The organism is Pseudomonas sp. S31 (genome assembly GCF_016648105.1).
Classification (GTDB): Bacteria; Pseudomonadota; Gammaproteobacteria; order Pseudomonadales; family Pseudomonadaceae; genus Aquipseudomonas.
The window spans coordinates 67,404-83,320 of record NZ_JACVVE010000023.1; the positions used below are offsets into that span (position 1 = coordinate 67,404).

General features: G+C 66.0%; 18 protein-coding genes. 13 read left to right on the forward strand and 5 right to left on the reverse strand.

The features are described from left to right. The first annotated feature begins 141 nt into the window (after positions 1 to 141). Genes IAE37_RS17385 through IAE37_RS17420 form a run of 8 tightly spaced genes read left to right on the forward strand, consistent with a single transcriptional unit; the run spans position 142 to position 6,203 of the window. Positions 142 to 1,341, forward strand: a complete 1,200-nt coding sequence (locus tag IAE37_RS17385; protein WP_201175527.1) for a PepSY-associated TM helix domain-containing protein — start codon at positions 142 to 144, stop codon at positions 1,339 to 1,341. Continuing rightward, positions 1,338 to 1,877 carry a thiamine pyrophosphate-binding protein gene (locus IAE37_RS17390; RefSeq protein ID WP_201175529.1) on the forward strand — a complete coding sequence of 180 codons (540 nt, stop codon included), beginning with the start codon at positions 1,338 to 1,340 and terminating at the stop codon, positions 1,875 to 1,877. The genes IAE37_RS17385 and IAE37_RS17390 overlap by 4 nt, the downstream gene beginning before the upstream one ends. Next, positions 1,874 to 2,194 carry a hypothetical protein gene (locus tag IAE37_RS17395; RefSeq protein ID WP_201175531.1) on the forward strand — a complete coding sequence of 107 codons (321 nt, stop codon included), beginning with the start codon at positions 1,874 to 1,876 and terminating at the stop codon, positions 2,192 to 2,194. Before IAE37_RS17390 ends, IAE37_RS17395 begins: the two co-directional genes overlap by 4 nt. Then, positions 2,191 to 2,775 carry a DUF6162 family protein gene (locus tag IAE37_RS17400; RefSeq protein ID WP_201175532.1) on the forward strand — a complete coding sequence of 195 codons (585 nt, stop codon included), beginning with the start codon at positions 2,191 to 2,193 and terminating at the stop codon, positions 2,773 to 2,775. The genes IAE37_RS17395 and IAE37_RS17400 overlap by 4 nt, the downstream gene beginning before the upstream one ends. A gap of 17 nt (positions 2,776 to 2,792) precedes the next feature. Continuing rightward, entirely contained in the window at positions 2,793 to 3,695 is a 903-nt protein-coding gene (locus IAE37_RS17405; protein ID WP_201175534.1) for a metal ABC transporter substrate-binding protein, read from the forward strand. After that, positions 3,692 to 4,438, forward strand: coding sequence for a metal ABC transporter ATP-binding protein (locus IAE37_RS17410; RefSeq protein ID WP_201175536.1), 747 nt, complete (start codon positions 3,692 to 3,694; stop codon positions 4,436 to 4,438). Before IAE37_RS17405 ends, IAE37_RS17410 begins: the two co-directional genes overlap by 4 nt. After that, the gene (locus IAE37_RS17415) at positions 4,438 to 5,337 is read left to right on the forward strand and encodes a metal ABC transporter permease (RefSeq protein WP_201175537.1); all 900 of its coding nucleotides are present in this window, start codon (positions 4,438 to 4,440) and stop codon (positions 5,335 to 5,337) included. Before IAE37_RS17410 ends, IAE37_RS17415 begins: the two co-directional genes overlap by 1 nt. Next, positions 5,334 to 6,203 carry a metal ABC transporter substrate-binding protein gene (locus tag IAE37_RS17420; RefSeq protein ID WP_201175538.1) on the forward strand — a complete coding sequence of 290 codons (870 nt, stop codon included), beginning with the start codon at positions 5,334 to 5,336 and terminating at the stop codon, positions 6,201 to 6,203. Before IAE37_RS17415 ends, IAE37_RS17420 begins: the two co-directional genes overlap by 4 nt. 107 nt (positions 6,204 to 6,310) lie before the next feature. On the opposite strand, the gene IAE37_RS17425 is transcribed toward IAE37_RS17420, so the two are convergent. From IAE37_RS17425 to IAE37_RS17445, 5 genes are all read right to left on the reverse strand, one after another. Further along, positions 6,311 to 7,357 (reverse strand): DUF1615 domain-containing protein, encoded by a 1,047-nt coding sequence (locus tag IAE37_RS17425; RefSeq protein ID WP_328822752.1) that lies wholly within the window; start codon positions 7,355 to 7,357, stop codon positions 6,311 to 6,313. 32 nt (positions 7,358 to 7,389) lie between these two features. Further along, a complete protein-coding gene (locus IAE37_RS17430; RefSeq protein WP_201175539.1) occupies positions 7,390 to 7,941 on the reverse strand; it encodes a hydrolase in 552 nt (183 codons plus the stop codon). A gap of 57 nt (positions 7,942 to 7,998) precedes the next feature. Next, the gene (locus IAE37_RS17435; RefSeq protein ID WP_201175540.1) at positions 7,999 to 8,718 is read right to left on the reverse strand and encodes a thioesterase II family protein; all 720 of its coding nucleotides are present in this window, start codon (positions 8,716 to 8,718) and stop codon (positions 7,999 to 8,001) included. Then, positions 8,715 to 8,936, reverse strand: coding sequence for an MbtH family protein (locus tag IAE37_RS17440; RefSeq protein ID WP_016711157.1), 222 nt, complete (start codon positions 8,934 to 8,936; stop codon positions 8,715 to 8,717). Before IAE37_RS17440 ends, IAE37_RS17435 begins: the two co-directional genes overlap by 4 nt. A gap of 102 nt (positions 8,937 to 9,038) precedes the next feature. Further along, entirely contained in the window at positions 9,039 to 9,443 is a 405-nt protein-coding gene (locus IAE37_RS17445; RefSeq protein ID WP_201175541.1) for a hypothetical protein, read from the reverse strand. Positions 9,444 to 9,700: 257 nt separating this feature from the next. On the opposite strand from IAE37_RS17445, the gene purU reads away from it, so the two are divergent. The 5 genes from purU to IAE37_RS17470 are packed head-to-tail and all read left to right on the forward strand — an operon-like array spanning position 9,701 to position 15,915. After that, complete coding sequence (gene purU / locus IAE37_RS17450) at positions 9,701 to 10,567, forward strand: formyltetrahydrofolate deformylase (RefSeq protein ID WP_201175543.1); 867 nt, start codon at positions 9,701 to 9,703, stop codon at positions 10,565 to 10,567. Continuing rightward, a complete protein-coding gene (gene folD, locus IAE37_RS17455) occupies positions 10,564 to 11,475 on the forward strand; it encodes a bifunctional methylenetetrahydrofolate dehydrogenase/methenyltetrahydrofolate cyclohydrolase FolD (RefSeq protein WP_201175545.1) in 912 nt (303 codons plus the stop codon). Before purU ends, folD begins: the two co-directional genes overlap by 4 nt. After that, positions 11,457 to 12,698 (forward strand): FAD-dependent oxidoreductase, encoded by a 1,242-nt coding sequence (locus IAE37_RS17460; protein WP_201175547.1) that lies wholly within the window; start codon positions 11,457 to 11,459, stop codon positions 12,696 to 12,698. Before folD ends, IAE37_RS17460 begins: the two co-directional genes overlap by 19 nt. 11 nt (positions 12,699 to 12,709) lie before the next feature. Beyond that, positions 12,710 to 13,015, forward strand: a complete 306-nt coding sequence (locus IAE37_RS17465) for a sarcosine oxidase subunit delta (RefSeq protein WP_201175549.1) — start codon at positions 12,710 to 12,712, stop codon at positions 13,013 to 13,015. After that, positions 13,012 to 15,915 carry an FAD-dependent oxidoreductase gene (locus IAE37_RS17470; protein WP_201175551.1) on the forward strand — a complete coding sequence of 968 codons (2,904 nt, stop codon included), beginning with the start codon at positions 13,012 to 13,014 and terminating at the stop codon, positions 15,913 to 15,915. The genes IAE37_RS17465 and IAE37_RS17470 overlap by 4 nt, the downstream gene beginning before the upstream one ends. Positions 15,916 to 15,917 lie beyond the last annotated feature (2 nt).

A 15,917-nucleotide genomic window follows, 5' to 3' on the forward strand; every position in this document is an offset into this window, starting at 1 on the left:
ACCCGCGCCTGCCGGCTTGTGCTTTCTGAAACATTTGCTTGCATATAAACCCGCAGGATTTCCTTTCTCATTCGTCTTTATCAATGCAGCCTCCATGGTTGGGCTTAGTCTCGACCGCTCATTTTCAGAAGAATGACCCACATGGCCCAATCACCGAAAAAATCCAAGTCCAAGCTGTGGTTCCTGGTCCACAGTTGGCTGGCCCTGCCGATCTGGTTCTTCGTGCTGATCGTCTGCTTCACCGGCATGCTCGCCGTGGTCAGCCAGGAGATCGTCTGGCTCGCCAACCCCGACGTGCGCGCCAGCAAGCCTGACGGCGACGCCGAGCGCCTTAGCTTCCAGCAGGTGCTCGATGCCCTGCACAAAGCCGAGCCCGACATGATCGTGCGCACGCTGAGCCAACCCGATGGCTCGCATTTCGCGCTCAACGCCTCCGTCACCTTCCCCGACGGCACCAGCCCGACGCTCTACGTCAATCCCTACACCGGGGCGATCCAGGGCAAGCGGCCGGACTTCAACTTCGAGGGTTTCACCCGTGCCCTGCACGGCTGGTGGCTGGTGCCGTTCACCAATGGCTTCAGTTGGGGCTGGTACCTGGTGTCGCTGCTCGGCCTGCCGATGCTCGCCTCGCTGGTGACCGGCCTGGTGGTCTACAAGAAGTTCTGGCGCGGCTTCTTCAAGCCGGTGCGCACCGGGCATGGCGCACGGATCTTCTGGGGTGACCTGCACCGCCTGGCAGGGGTCTGGTCGATCTGGTTCATCGCGGTCATTTCCATCACGGGCACCTGGTTCCTGATCCAGGCGATCCTCGCCGACAACCACATCACCATCTCCAGCCGGCCGGTCGTCCCGGTGATCGCCCGCGAGGACGTGCCGCAGAGCGAGGACGGCAGCCCGGCACCACGCATCGACCTGGACGAGGCCGCGCGTATCGCCGGCCTGGCGATTCCGGGGCTGGAGATCACCTTCATCTCGCTGCCCGCCACCGCCTACAGCCACGTCGACATGGGCGGGCGTGGCTGGTATCCGCTGATGTTCCAGAGCGCGGCGGTCAACCCCTACACCCGGGGCGTCGACAGCCAGTTCCTGATCAGCGACCGTTCGGGCCTGGAGTTCGTCACCGAGTCCATGCGCCCACTGCATACCGGCGACTTCGGCGGCCTTCCGATCAAACTGATCTGGTTCTTCTTCGGCCTGGTGCTCACCCTGATGGTGTTCAGCGGCCTGCTGATCTGGACCAAGCGTACCGCCCAGGCCACCGCCGCGGCCCTCAAACGCAGCGAACGCAGCGCCAAACCACGCCAGGTGGCGGCCGAAAACCCGATGGAGGCCCGCTCATGAGCCAGGCACACGCCCTGCAACCCAGCGCCCTGAAGCAGTTCTGGCTGAAGTGGCGCTTTCACCTGAACATCCTGCTGATCCTCATTCCCCTAGGGTTCATGCCCAAGTATTTCGCCGACGCCAAGCTGTTCCGCGGCGATGCTGGCCTGGGCGCGAACATCCAGAGCGGTATCCAGGTCGGGCCCTATACCCTCGACCTCGCCGAGCTACGGAATGAGGCGCCGCGGCCCGACGGCCCGGCTGGGCACTTCAAGAGCTTCAATGCCGCCCTGTGCAAGGCCTGCATCGGCGAGGTCAAGGCAGTCTATCTGCGCATCGGCAAACCCCGCAGCCTGCGCGCTGCGGGCACGATCTTCTTCGGCGCGCCCTATCGCATGATCACCAACCTGCCGGTGCCGCCACGCACCCGCCCGGACGCACAGATCTGGATCACCATCGAAGGCTGGGACGGCAGCATGCACCAGGGCTCAGTCGCCCTGGCCAGCGCATCGCCGGCTACCGTGGCCTGGCTCAAGCAACAAGGAGGCAAGAAATGAAGCACCTGATGCGCAGGCTCGCCCTGCCCTTGCTGGTACTGGCCGCTGGGCCCGCGCTGGCCCACAACCCGATGTGCGAATGCGAAGAGGTCGCTGGCGGCCAGGTCAAATGCACCGGAGGCTTCTCCGACGGTAGTGGTGCGGCCGGCGTGACCCTCGACGTGATCGGCTACGACGAGCAGGTGCTGGTAGGCGGCAAGCTGGGCGATGACTCGACCCTGACCTTCAAGCGCCCGGACGGCGAGTTCTACGTGCTGTTCGACGCCGGCCCCGGCCATGTGGTGGAAGTCGACTACGCCGATATCGCCCAGCCATGAGCAGCACGAACCTCAACCGTGCCCAGGTGGTACGCCCGGCCGGTGCCGGCCACGAGACCCTCTACGTGCTGCTGGTCAGCCTGCTGATCGTCGCCCTCGCCGCGACCGTGGTGCTGTTGCGTGGCGAGCGCGAGGACGAACAGGCCATCGCCAGTCATCAGATCGACGCGCGCCGCGACCTGACTGCCGCCGAACAGGGCATCTACACCGACCTGCGCGTGGCCTTCGACGAGATCCAGCTGCTGCGCGAGGAGAACGCCGCTGCGCCGGGCGTGGCGACCCTGGCCGAGGAAGGCCTGCCGCCGTTCGTGGTGGACGCCGGCAGCCAGGGGCGCGGCGCCCATCGCTGGCAGTGGTTGCCCGCCGGCGCGTACCTGGGTAGCAGCCAGGCCAACGAGGTCGCCGGGAGCTTCCTGCTGATCCTGCCTGCCGATGCCGCCGGCCAGGCCGACGTCTGGTTGCGTCGCGACAGCGTCGTGGCCATTCCTGCCAAGCTGGACGCAGAAGACTTGATCGCTGCCGGCTGGCGCCAGGTCGTCAGCCACTACGACGCCGGGGTCACCCGCGAACACCGTCATTGAACCCAAGGAATCCCTCCATGTTCCGCACCGCCCTCGCCCTGCTCCTGGCCTGCGCCCTGCCGGCCCTGGCCCTGGCCGACAACGGCAAGCCCCTGCGCATCGGCATCACCCTGCACCCCTACTACAGCTACGTGACCAACATCGTCGGCGACAAGGCCGAAGTGGTTCCGCTGATTCCCGCCGGGTTCAACCCCCATGCCTACGAACCGCGGGCCGAAGACATCAAGCGCATCGGCACCCTCGATGTGGTGGTGCTCAACGGCGTGGGCCATGACGACTTCGCCGACCGCATGATCGCCGCCAGCGAAAAACCACAGATCAAGACCATCGAGGCCAACCAGAACGTGCCATTGCTGGCAGCCACCGGTATCGCCGCCCGCGGCGCCGGTAAGGTGGTCAACCCGCACACCTTCCTGTCGATCAGTACCACCATCGCCCAGGTCAACAACATCGCCCGCGAACTGGGCAAGCTCGACCCGGACAACGCCAAGCTCTACACGCAGAACGCCCGCGCCTATGCCAAGCGGCTGCGAGCCCTGCGCGCCGAGGCCCTGGCCAAGGTGACCGAGGCCCCGGGCGCCGATTTCCGCGTGGCGACCATTCATGCCGCCTATGACTACCTGGTGCGCGACTTCGGCCTGGAGGTCACGGCCGTGGTGGAGCCCGCCCATGGCATCGAGCCCAGCCCGGCGCAGCTGAAGAAAACCATCGATCAGCTCAAGGCGCTGGACGTGAAGGTGATCTTCTCGGAAATGGACTTCCCTTCCGCCTACGTCGAAACCATCCAGCGCGAGTCGGGGGTGCGCCTGTACCCGCTGACGCACATCTCCTATGGCGAGTACACCAAGGACAAATACGAGGTGGAAATGAAGCGCAACCTGGATACCGTGGTACGTGCCATCCAGGAGAACCGCGCATGACCGCCGCCGCCAACCTGGCCGCGCCCTGCGGGCCACGCATCGACTTCGCCGGCATCGACCTGACCCTGGGCCGCACGCGGATCCTCGAACAGGTCGAGTTCAGCGTGACAGCCGGCAGCGTGCACGCCATCGTCGGTCCCAACGGCGGTGGCAAGAGTTCACTGATCAAGACCCTGCTCGGGCAGATGCCACACCATGGCCAGCTGACCCTGCACTGGCCCGGCGAACAGCAAGTGATCGGCTACGTACCGCAGGCCCTGGAGTTCGACCGTGGCCTGCCGATGACCGTGGACGATTTCATGGCGGCCATGTGCCAACAGCGCCCGGCCTTCCTCGGCCTGTCGCGCCGCGTACAGCCGGCGATCGACGCCGCGCTGGCGCGCGTGGGCATGCTCGACAAACGCAAGCGGCGCATGGGTGCACTGTCCGGCGGCGAGCGCCAGCGCGTGCTGCTGGCCCAGGGGCTGATCCCGGCACCGCAGCTGCTGGTGCTCGACGAGCCGATGTCGGCGCTCGACGAAGCCGGCATCCAGGTATTCGAACAATTGCTGCACAGCTGGCGCCAGGCCGGCACCACGGTGCTGTGGATCGAGCATGACCTGGCCGCCGTGCTGCGCCTGGCCGACCGCGTCACCGGCCTGAGCCGCCGGGTGCTGTTCGACGCCCCACCCGCCCAAGCCCTGACCCCGGAGCGCCTGCTCGGCCTGTTCTCCGTTCACCCGCGCAGCGAGAGCCTCGCCTGATGAGTTATGAAGCCTTCCGCCAGCTGGTCCAGGAATGGGCCGGCGCTGGCTACCTGCCCGAGGCCTTGGCCTACGGATTCGTGATCAATGCCCTGCTGGCCGGTTTGATGATCGGCCCGGTGCTGGGCGGCCTGGGCACCCTGGTGGTGGTCAAGCGCTTTGCCTTCTTCTCCGAGGCCGTCGGCCATGCGGCACTGACCGGGGTGGCGATCGGCATCCTGCTCGGCGAACCCTATACCGGCCCCTATGGCAGCCTGTTCGGCTACTGCCTGTTGTTCGGCATCCTGCTCAACTTCCTGCGCAACCGCACCGGGCTGTCGCCGGACACACTGATTGGCGTGTTCCTCTCGGTGTCCCTGGCCCTTGGCGCGAGCTTGCTGTTGATGCTGGCGGGCAAGATCAATGTGCACATTCTGGAAAACGTGTTGTTCGGTTCGGTGCTGACCGTCAGCGGCCAGGACCTGGTGGTGCTCGGCATCGTCGCGGCGCTGGTGCTGGCGCTGGCCTTGCCGCTGTTCAACCGCATCATGCTGGCCAGCTTCAACCCACAACTGGCAGCGGTGCGTGGCGTCGCGGTGAAGACCCTGGACTACCTGTTCGTGGTGCTGGTGACCCTGGTGACCGTGGCTTCGGTGAAGGTCATCGGGGCGATCCTGGTCGGCGCTTTGCTGGTCATCCCTGCAGCCGCCGCGCGCCTGGTCAGCCAGTCGCTCAAAGGCTTCTTCTTCATCTCGGTGGCGATCGCCACCGTCAGCACGCTGCTGGGCATCCTGCTGCCGATCGTGCTGGACCTGCCAGTGCCGTCGGGCGCGGCGATCATCCTGGTCGCCGGCATCTGCTTCGCCCTCGCCGCCCTGGCCCGCGCCCTCGTCCCACGCCTGCAAGGAAACCCGGCATGAACCTCAAACGTCTTACTTTGGCGCTGGCCCTGGCTGGCCTGCCGTCACTGACCTTCGCCACCCAGGTACTGACCACCCTGCCGGTCACCCACAGCCTGGCCAGCACACTGCTCGAAGGCACCTCGGTCGAACTCAAGCGCGCCGCCCCGGCCAACCTGCCGGCCAGCCGCCAACCGTCGTACTTCAGTAGCCGCGGCGGCGCCGGCCTGGCCAAGGCTGCCAGCCAGGCCGACGCGGTGATCGGCGTGCGCTCGATCTGGCGTGACGACCCGCTGTACCCGATGGCGCGGCGCAGCAACATCCGCATCGTCGAAATCGATGCGGCGCGCCCGGTCGATGGCGCCTTGCCAGGGATCGCAGTGAGCGGCGAGGACGCCTATGACGCCTACCCCTGGCTGAACCCGACCAACCTGGGGCGCATGGCCGATGTTCTGGCCAACGACCTGGAACGCCTGGCGCCGGCCGACAAGGCCAGGATCCAGGGCAACCTGGCCGGGCTCAAACGCCAATTGCTAGCGCTCAGCGCCAGCAGCCAGACGCGCCTGGCCGAGGTCGACAACCTGACCGTGGTCAGCTTGTCGGAGCGCCTGGGCTACCTGGCCAGCGGCATGAACCTGGATGTGGTGGACCAGCCCTTGCCGGCCGATGGCAAATGGGACGAGGCCGCGCTCAGGGCCCTGGGCCAGACCCTCAAGGACCAGGACGTGGCGCTGGTGCTCGATCATCGGCAACCGGATGCGGCAGTGGCCAAGGTGATCGAGGCCGCCGGGGCGAAGATGCTGGTGGTCGAGAGTGATCCTGAAGATGCGGTGGCGGGGCTCAAGGCCAGTGTCGAGCAGATTGTCGGGGCGTTGGCCGAAGGTTGATGGTGTCTGTGCCGGCCTCTTCGCGGGTAAACCCGCTCCTACAGCGTTCACACGATCCCTGTAGGAGCGGGTTTACCCGCGAAGAGGCCGGCACAGGCAACCCCTGATCACCGCTTCATGCACCGCTCATAACGCTCATCCACCCGCCCCGCGAACCACGCCGTGGTGAGCTTGCGGGTGATCTTCGGACTTTCCAGCCTGATCCCCGGCAACACCGCACGCGGCAACGGCTTACCCGCCGCGCCATCAGCCAGAGCGAACACCCCGCTGTACAACTTGCTATCCTCGAACGCCAGGCTATCCCCCAACTCCAGCTGGTTACGGATCTGCGGATTGCGCAGATCGAGCTTCTCCCCCAGCGTACGCGCTGCCCGCTCGGTCGTACCCGGCAGGATCGCCCCCGGCGCGATCAGGTCGCCATCGAGTGCCAGTTTCGCCCCGGTCACCTTGCTCAGCGCCGCCTGGAACGCGGCATTGCGGCTGGCGTACCAGCCGGCGTTGAAATCGGCGAACCGGTACAGCTGGCGCTCATAATGCGTGGGGTAGCCCAGCAGATGCGCGATACCGAAATACATGCCGCCACGCCGGGTGAAGACCTCCTGGCGGAGCGTGCCGTCGTAGGTGTATGGGTAGTCCTTGGCGTGTTTTTCGGCAAACGCGATGCTCACTTGCATCGGCCCGCCGGTGTGGACCGGGTTGAGCCCATCGAGCAGGGTCTTGCCCAAGGGCAAGCGGGCGATGAACTCGTCGTAGAGCGCACTCAGCTGCTTCTCGCTGCGTACCGCCAGCAAGCGCTGCTGGTAGGTCTGGCCATTGCCCGAGGGCGTGTTCAACGCACCGTCGACCAGCAGGCGGGGGACGTGCAGGCGCGCAGCACGCCGGTCGATCTCGGCGCGGGCGATGCGCCCCAGGTTGGGCACCTGTGGGTCAGCGCTGAACGTCGATTCCTGCTCGGTAACCGCCAGCACCGCGCAGAGATTGCTCTTGCTCGGCGCAATGCGCTGGGCTGCGAAAGCCACCTGGATATCCTCGGCCCAACCGGCGCGGTCCTTGGCCTGGGCCGGTAACAAGCGCATCAGCTGGGCACGCACCTTGGCCGGATCGGCCTCGGGCTGCTCCTGTTGACGGCTGGTACACCCTTGCAACAGCGCCAGGCCCAGCAGGCCGAGCGCCAGCAGCCGGCCGTTCAGGGCTGCTCACCGACCAGGTAGGTCTTGCTGATGTGGCGAAACAGCGGATGCCCCGCGCTGCCCATCAGCTCGAACAACACCATCTCGCGAGTGACCACCTGCGCGCCGGCCGCCTGCATGCGCGCCAGGCCCGCCGCTTTGCTCGCAGGCGTGCGGCTGTCGCAGGCATCCTCGACAACGAACACCTGCTTGCCCAGTTCCAGCAGGCCGAGCACCGTCTGCAGCACGCAGACGTGGGTTTCCATGCCACAGACGATCACCTGGTCGCGCGCCAGCAGGCTGGCGGGCAGGCATTGCGCGGCAACACAGGAGAAGTGGGTCTTTTCTACCACCTCGGCCGCAGGGGCAGCGGCAATCAGCTCCACCAGGGTCGGGCCGAGGCCTTTCGGGTACTGCTCGGAAATCACGATCGGCAGCTCCAGTTGGCTGCTGGCGGCCACCAGCCAGCGGGCCCGAGCACGGGTGCCCGCCGGGTCGCTCATGGCGCCGATGAGTTTTTCCTGGATGTCGACGACCAGCAGCGTGGCCTTGTGTGGATCGATCAGCATTGCCTGCCCCTTGCCTGGGAAAAGGCCTAGCCTCCCCCAGGCAGGCGGTGACGTCAATCAGGCGCTCAGCCGATAGCCTTCGAGCGCGCCGACCAGGGTGGTGAGCACGTGGTCTTCATGCTCGTGGATGAAAAAATGGTCACCGGGGAACCGATGCAGCGAAAACGCACCGCGGGTTTCCCGGCGCCAGGCCAGCAATTGCTCTTCGCTGGCTCGGTCGGCGTCACCGCCCAGCACATGCAGCGGGCACGTCAACGGCGGTCGCTGCCGGTAGGCATAGCGGCCGCAGAGGAGGAAATCGGCGCGCAGGATCGGCAAGGTCAAGGCCATCAGTTCAGCGCTGGCCAGCACCTCCTCGGGCGTGCCATTGAGTTCGCGCAGTTCGGCGATCAATTGCGTGTCGGTCTTGGGCTCGCGCCAGTCGTTGCCGTCATAGTCCTCACGCCGTGTCGGCGCTGCCGTGCCGCAGGCGAACAATGCCTGCGGTGCCGGGCAGCCCAACGCTTGCAGCTCATGGGCCAGTTCGAACGCCAGCAACGCACCGAGGCTGTGCCCCAACAAGGCATAAGGCGTACTGGCCGCCAGACGCTGTTCGCCGGCCAGTTGCCGGGCCAGGGCCCGCATGTCGGTCTGCAGGGGCTCGCCCATGCGCGCGCCGCGCCCAGGCAGCTCGACCGGGCGCAGTTGCACCCAGGCCGGCAGTTTGCGCCGCCAGCGGCTGTAGACCATGGCGCTGGCACCGGAGTACGGCAGGCACAGCAGGTTCAGCGTGCTCACTGTGCGGCGGCTTCTGCCATTTTCTGCCGCAGGCTGAGTGGGCGCATGTCGGTCCACACCTCGTCGATGTAGGCCAGGCACTCCTTCTTCAGGCCGCTCTTGCCCACAGCGCGCCAACCATTGGGGATCGCCTTGTAGTCGGGCCAGATGGAATATTGCTCTTCGTGGTTGACCACTACCTGGAACTGGATATCGTCGCGGTCGAAAACGGAAGTCATTGCCTGTCTCCTTGAGTGAAAGATGCCGTCACACGCTTGGTGTAGGAAGGCTCTCAGGTAGACGTAGGCAACATTGAAAAAATTAGGGCTGAACCGACGATCTCAAGCGTCCCGCAACAAGTCATGCGCATCCAGCAAGCGATAGGCCACTTGCGGATTGCGCTCCAGCCCCCGGCGAATGGCCGCCGGGATCGACTGCCGGGTCTTGCGGCACAGCCCTGGCAGCGCCTCGAGTTCGATGACGATGCCGCGCATGGTGCGCACTTCGTTGTAGCCGGGCGAGACATGCACGCGAATGCCAAGGTTCTCGTACATGCGCAACTGCAGGCGCTGCAGGTCTTCCAGGTCCTTGAGGTTCTCCAGGCGTTCGAGCAGGCGTTTTTCCTCCTGGCGGGTCAGCAGGAGGATGCGCTGGGCGGCCGCCGACTGCTCGACCAGGGACTCGCGGCCGCAATCGCACGCACCCGGAGGACAGGGCTGACGCCATGGTGGAAGTGGTGTGCTCATTGGCCAAGCATAGCCTGCCCACACGCCCTGCACTGCCCCTTGCACACGTCAGGTCGCTGGCAATGAGGCCTTGCGGCCAACAGAAATATTCCTGCCAGGATAAAAAATTTCATAAACCTCTGGACCGCCACCCTCGTCATCGCCTATAAAACGCCTAAAGGAAATTTATATTCCTAACAAGAAACACACCTTCGCCTGTCGCGAAGTCTTTCGCCCTTGTGCCGACCTGCCCCACTTCACCACGAGGCCACCCCGACATGCTTCCCGCTCCCGACCAATTCATCCTGCGCGTCAGCTGCCCGGCCGTTTCCGGCATCGTCGCGGCGGTGACCACCTACCTGGCCGAGCAAGGTTGCTACATCAGCGAAATGGCGCAGTTCGACGACGAGGACAACGGCCGCTTCTTCATGCGCGCCGTGTTCCGCTACAACACCGGCTGTACCGGTGACACCCCGCAACTGCAAGCCGGCTTCGCCGATGTGGCACAGCGTTTCGACATGGACTGGAGCCTGCACAGCAGTGCACGCCCCATGCGCGTGCTGCTGATGGTCAGCAAGTTCGACCACTGTCTGTCCGACTTGCTCTATCGCCATGCCAAGGGCGAGCTGGACATGCAGATCACCGCAGTGGTCTCCAACCACCTCGACCTGCGCCCCATGGCCGAACGCCAGGGCATTCGCTTCGTCTACCTGCCGGTGAGCAAGGAGACCAAGGCCGACCAGGAAGCAGCGCTGATGCGCATCGTCGAGGAAACCGGCACCGAGTTGGTGGTGCTGGCGCGCTACATGCAGATCCTCTCCGACGACCTGTGCCGCCAGCTGTCGGGCCGGGCGATCAACATCCACCATTCGTTCCTGCCCGGCTTCAAGGGTGCCAAGCCCTATCACCAGGCGTACCAGCGTGGGGTGAAGCTGATCGGTGCCACCGCGCACTACGTGACCAGCGACCTCGACGAAGGCCCGATCATCGAGCAGGAAGTGCAGCGCGTGGACCATGCCTACGCCCCCGACGACCTGGTGGCGATCGGCCGCGACACCGAGACCATCGCCCTGTCCCGCGCCGTCAAGTACCACCTCGAGCACCGGGTGTTCCTCAACCATGACCGCACGGTGATCTTCAAATGAACGCCATCCCCACCCTCAAGCTGATCGATGGCAAGGCCACCGCGATGCGGGTGCTGGCCGAGGTCCGCGAGCAGGTCCAGGCCCTGCGCCAGCGCGGTGTGCAACCGGGCCTGGCGGTCGTGCTGGTGGGCATGGACGCGGCCAGCCAGGTCTACGTGCGCAACAAGGTGCTGCGCGCCGAAGAAGTGGGCATTCGCTCCCTGGAGCATCGCCTGCCGAGCGACACCACTCAGGACGAACTGCTGGCCCTGATCGACCGGCTCAACCAGGATCCGGCGGTCAACGGCATCCTCGTCCAGTTGCCTCTGCCGGCGCATATCGAGGAACACCGCATCCTCCAGGCGATCGACCCACTCAAGGACGTCGACGGTTTCCACAGCGCGAACGTCGGCGGCCTGGCCCAGGGCCGCGATGTGCTCACGCCGTGCACGCCCAGCGCCTGCATGCGCCTGCTGCGCGAAGCCTGTGGCGAACTGAGCGGCAAGCATGCGGTGGTGGTGGGCCGCTCGAACATCGTCGGCAAACCGATGGCCGCCCTGCTGCTGCAGGCGGACTGCACGGTGACCGTGGTGCACTCGCTCAGCCGCGACTTGCCGGCGCTGTGCCGCCAGGCGGACATCCTCGTCGCCGCCGTCGGCAAGCCTCGGCTGATCGGTGCCGACTGGCTCAAGCCAGGCGCGGTGGTGATCGACGTCGGCATCAATCGCATCACCGAGGCCGGCCACAGCCGCCTGGTCGGCGACGTCGATTTCGCTGCCGCCCTGCCGCAGGTCGCGGCCATCACGCCGGTGCCCGGCGGCGTCGGGCCGATGACCATCGCCTACCTGATGAAAAACACCCTGATCGCCCTCGACCTGCAGCAACAGGCCGCCCACCAGGAGCGCACCGCATGCCTTTCGCCCTGCTGAAATACGGCCTGAGCGCCGACTACCCGGTGGAGGTCGACCTGCCGCCACCGTGCGAACTCAAGCCACGCTATGACGTGGTGATCATCGGCGGTGGCGGCCATGGCCTGGCCACCGCCTACTACCTGGCCAAGTACCACGGCATCAGCAACATCGCGGTACTGGAAAAAGCCTATCTGGGCGGCGGCAACACTGCGCGCAACACCGCAGTGATTCGCTCCAACTACCTCACCAGCGAGGGGGTGCGTTTCTACGCAGAGTCGGTGCGGATGTTCCAGGGCCTGTCCAACGAATTCGACTTCAACATCATGTATTCCGAGCGCGGTCAGCTCACCCTGGCGCACACCGACGCCACCGTGCGCGCGTTCCGCCAACGAGCCGAGGTCAACAAGCACTTCGGCGGGCGCAGCGAAATGATCGACCGCCAGCAGATCCGCGAACTGGTCCCGAGCCTGAACCTGGACCCCGGCCACCTGCCGGTGCTGGCCGGGCTCTGGCACATCGACGGCGCCACCGCGCGCCATGATGCCGTGGCCTGGGGCTATGCCAAGCAGGCCGCCAAGCGCGGTGTGGAAATCCATCAGCTGACCGAAGTGCAGGACCTGGTGATCCGCAACGGCCGCATCGAAGCGGTCAAGACCAATCGCGGCACCGTGCAGTGCGGGTGCGTGGTGCAGGCGGTGGCCGGTGCCAGCTCGCTGCTGATGGCCAAGGCCGGCATCCGTGCGCCGATCCACACCTACCCGCTGCAGGCCATGGTCACACAGCCGTTCAAGCCGTTCCTCGATCCGCTGGTGAGCTCGTCGGCGCTGCACTGCTACGTGCAGCAGACCAGCCGCGGCGAGATCGTCTTCGGTGGTGGCTCCGACCCCTACCCGCTGTACAACACGCGCTCGACCCTGGACCTCAAGGAAAGCCTGCTGGCCCATGCCATCGAGATGTTCCCGTTCATGGCCAACGCCAAGCTGATGCGCCAGTGGGCCGGGATCACCGACATGACCCCGGACTACAGCCCGATCATGGGCCTGTCGCCGGTCGACAACTACTACCTCGACGCCGGTTGGGGCACCTGGGGCTTCAAGGCCACGCCAATTTGCGGCAAGACCATGGCCGAGTTGGTGGCCAGCGGCGGCAAGGTGCCAGAGATGATCGCCCCCTTCGCCCTGGAGCGCTTCAGCCGCTTCCAGCAAGTCAACGAGATGGGCGCCACCGCGGCCAGCCACTAGAGGACTGCACGATGAAGATCCTGACCTGCCCCTTGAACGGCCCGCGCAACATCAGCGAGTTCACCTACGGCGGCGAGTTCAAGCACATGCCCGACCCGGCCGCTTGCAGCGACGCCGAGTGGGCCGACTATGTGTTCAACAGCGACAACCACGCAGGCGTGGTTGTCGAATGGTGGCTGCACAACGCCTCCAGCTACTGGTTCCTGGCTGAACGCCATACCGTCAGCGACCAGGTACTGCGCACCTTCGACCCCAAGGAACTCTTCCACCAACGCGTCGACTTCGCCCCCGCCGCCACACCGGAGATCGCCGGATGAACAGCCTTACCCGCCTCCCCGCGCCCATGGGCCTGCTGATCGACCGCGAGCGCCCCGTGCAGTTTTCCTTCGACGGCCAGCCCTGTCAGGGCTATGCCGGTGACAGTATTGCCAGCGCCCTGCTCGGCAACGGCCGCTGGCTGCTGTCGCGGTCGTTCAAGTACCACCGCCCACGCGGGCCGCTGAGCCTGGCCGGGCAGGATGCCAATACCCTGGTGCAGCTGCCCGACGAGCCCAACGTACTGGCCGACATGCAAGCCGCCTGCGATGGCCAGGTGGTCGAGGGGCAGAACTTCAATGGCAGCCTGAGCAACGACCGCGACGCCTACCTGGGCAAGTTCTCGCGGTTCATGCCAGTGGGCTTCTATTACCGCTCGTTCTACAAGCCAAAGGGCATGTGGAAGGTGTGGGAGCCGCTGATCCGCAAGAAAGCCGGCCTCGGCGTGCTCGACCTGAACTTCAAGCCGCAGTACTACGACAAGGCCTACCTCTTCGTTGATGTGGCCGTCATCGGCGGCGGCCCGGCCGGCCTGCGCGCCGCCCTGGATGCCGCCAATGCCGGGGCCAAGGTGCTGCTGGTGGAGCAACAGCCGGTACTCGGCGGCTCGCTGACCTACGCCCGCTTCGACGTCGCCGGCACCCGCGCCGCACGCCTTCGCGAACAATTGCTGGCCGAGATCGAAGGCCACCCGAACATCCAGGTACTGCTGGAGGCCACCTGCAATGCCTGGTTCACCGACAACTACCTGCCAGTCATCCAGCATCGCCGCCTGTACAAAGTCCGCGCCACGCGCTGCCTGGTAGCCGCAGGATCGTTCGACCAGCCGGTGGTGTTCCGCAACAACGACCTGCCCGGCGTGATGCTGACCAGCGCCGCCCAGCGGCTGATGAAGCTGTATGCGGTCAAACCGGGCCAGCGTGCGGTGATCCTCACCGGTCACGATGACGGCTACCTGGCCGCCCTGGACCTGCAAGAGCAAGGCGTAGCCATCGCCGCGCTGGTGGACATGCGCGCCGCGCCCGCCGATGCCAACCTGGCCAGCGAGCTGAAGCGCCGCGACATCCCCCTGCACCTGGGCAGCACCGTGTACGAAGCCCTGCATGAGGCAGGCATGCGCCATGTCAGCGGCGTCGACATCCGCCCGATCACCGGCCAGGGCAAAGTGGCTGACCATGGCCTGCGCCTGGCCTGCGACCTGCTGTGCATGTCGGCTGGCTACATGCCGGTGTACCAGTTGTTGTGCCAGGCGGGCGGCAAGCTTGCCTACGACGTCAACCGCGACGAATTCACCCTCGGCAACCTGCCCGAAGGGCTCGACATCGCGGGCTCGGTGAATGGTCACCACCATCTCGACAACGTGCTCGCCGATGCCACCCGTGGTGCAGCCCAGGCACTGGGCGCCCTTGGCTTGCCGGCTCCGCAAGTGTCGGCATTACGTGCAGAGGCCCGGGTCAACTTCCCCTGGCCGATCTTCCCGCACCCCAAGGGCAAGGATTTCGTCGACTTCGACGAAGACCTGCAAGTGCGCGATATCGTCAACGCCACCCGCAGCGGCTACCGCGACGTGCAACTGGTCAAGCGTTTCTCCACCGTCGGCATGGGCCCGTCCCAGGGCCGCCACTCGGCCCTGCCGACCGCCCGCCTGGTAGCCCAGGCCACTGGCCGCAGCATCGGCGAGACCGGCGTGACCACCGCCCGCCCACCGTTCCAGGCGGAGAAGCTCGCCCATGTCGCCGGGCGCGCCTTCGATCCCTACCGGCAGACGCCGATGCACCAGCGCCATGTCCAGGCGGGTGCGAAGATGATGCCCGCCGGTATCTGGCAGCGCCCGGCCTACTACGGCGCAGCCAGCGAGCGCGAGCGCTGCATGCAGGAAGAGGCCCGCCATGTGCGGGAAAAGGTCGGGCTGATCGACGTCTCCACCCTCGGCGGGCTGGATGTACGCGGCCCGGATGCTGCCGAATTGCTCGAGCGCCTGTACACCTTCGGCTTCGCCAAGCTGGCGATCGGCCGGACCCGCTATGCGCTGATGACCAACGAGCACGGCGTGGTGATCGACGACGGCGTTTGCGCACGCCTGGCCGAGCAACACTTCTACGTCACCGCCACCACCAGCGGCGTCGATCGCATCTACCAGCAGATGCTCAAGTGGAATGCGCAATGGCGCCTGGACGTCGACATCACCAACGTCACCGCCGCCCTCGCTGCCGTCAACCTGGCCGGGCCGCTGTCGCGCCAGGTGCTGGAGAAGGTCTGTGAAGGTGTGGACCTGTCGGCCGAAGCCTTCCCCTACCTGGGCGTGCGCCTGGGCAAGGTGGCCGGCATCGCCGCGCGGATCCTGCGCGTCGGCTTCGTCGGCGAACTGGGCTACGAAGTGCACGTCCCGGCACGCCATGCCGAGCACCTGTGGGACGCGCTGATGCAGGCCGGCGCCGGGCTGGGCATCCGCCCGTTCGGAGTCGAGACCCAGCGCCTGCTGCGCCTGGAAAAAGGCCACGTGATCATCAGCCAGGACACCGACGGCATGACCCATCCGGCGGAAATCGACATGCAATGGGCCATCGGCCGCAAGAAGCCGTTCTTCGTCGGCAAGCGCTCGATCGAGATCCTCGAGGCGCAGCCGCTCAAGCGCAAGCTGGTTGGTTTCACCCTGCCCAAGGGCAGCAAGCAACCCCTGGAAGGCCACCTGGTGCTGGATGGCGCGGACATTTCCGGCAACGTCACCTCCTGCGAGTACTCCCAGACCCTCGGGCAGATCATCGGCCTGGCCTATGCCGGCGCCCACCAGGCCACCCCCGGCATGCACATCCCGATCCGCGTGGAAGGCGGCGAGATGGTCAATGCCAAGGTGGTGCAACTGCCCTTCTTCGATCCCGACAACGCGCGCCAGGAGCTCTGAGT

Excerpts from the sequence above, each read along its gene's own strand:
- IAE37_RS17465 (WP_201175549.1), top strand. The coding sequence starts at position 12,710 with ATGAAGATCCTGACCTGCCCCTTGAACGGCCCGCGCAACATCAGCGAG.
- folD (WP_201175545.1), top strand. The coding sequence starts at position 10,564 with ATGAACGCCATCCCCACCCTCAAGCTGATCGATGGCAAGGCCACCGCG.
- IAE37_RS17460 (WP_201175547.1), top strand. The coding sequence starts at position 11,457 with ATGCCTTTCGCCCTGCTGAAATACGGCCTGAGCGCCGACTACCCGGTG.
- IAE37_RS17390 (WP_201175529.1), top strand. The coding sequence starts at position 1,338 with ATGAGCCAGGCACACGCCCTGCAACCCAGCGCCCTGAAGCAGTTCTGG.
- purU (WP_201175543.1), top strand. The coding sequence starts at position 9,701 with ATGCTTCCCGCTCCCGACCAATTCATCCTGCGCGTCAGCTGCCCGGCC.
- IAE37_RS17470 (WP_201175551.1), top strand. The coding sequence starts at position 13,012 with ATGAACAGCCTTACCCGCCTCCCCGCGCCCATGGGCCTGCTGATCGAC.
- IAE37_RS17405 (WP_201175534.1), top strand. The coding sequence starts at position 2,793 with ATGTTCCGCACCGCCCTCGCCCTGCTCCTGGCCTGCGCCCTGCCGGCC.
- IAE37_RS17410 (WP_201175536.1), top strand. The coding sequence starts at position 3,692 with ATGACCGCCGCCGCCAACCTGGCCGCGCCCTGCGGGCCACGCATCGAC.
- IAE37_RS17445 (WP_201175541.1), bottom strand. The coding sequence starts at position 9,443 with ATGAGCACACCACTTCCACCATGGCGTCAGCCCTGTCCTCCGGGTGCG.
- IAE37_RS17440 (WP_016711157.1), bottom strand. The coding sequence starts at position 8,936 with ATGACTTCCGTTTTCGACCGCGACGATATCCAGTTCCAGGTAGTGGTC.
- IAE37_RS17415 (WP_201175537.1), top strand. The coding sequence starts at position 4,438 with ATGAGTTATGAAGCCTTCCGCCAGCTGGTCCAGGAATGGGCCGGCGCT.
- IAE37_RS17430 (WP_201175539.1), bottom strand. The coding sequence starts at position 7,941 with ATGCTGATCGATCCACACAAGGCCACGCTGCTGGTCGTCGACATCCAG.
- IAE37_RS17400 (WP_201175532.1), top strand. The coding sequence starts at position 2,191 with ATGAGCAGCACGAACCTCAACCGTGCCCAGGTGGTACGCCCGGCCGGT.
- IAE37_RS17395 (WP_201175531.1), top strand. The coding sequence starts at position 1,874 with ATGAAGCACCTGATGCGCAGGCTCGCCCTGCCCTTGCTGGTACTGGCC.
- IAE37_RS17420 (WP_201175538.1), top strand. The coding sequence starts at position 5,334 with ATGAACCTCAAACGTCTTACTTTGGCGCTGGCCCTGGCTGGCCTGCCG.
- IAE37_RS17385 (WP_201175527.1), top strand. The coding sequence starts at position 142 with ATGGCCCAATCACCGAAAAAATCCAAGTCCAAGCTGTGGTTCCTGGTC.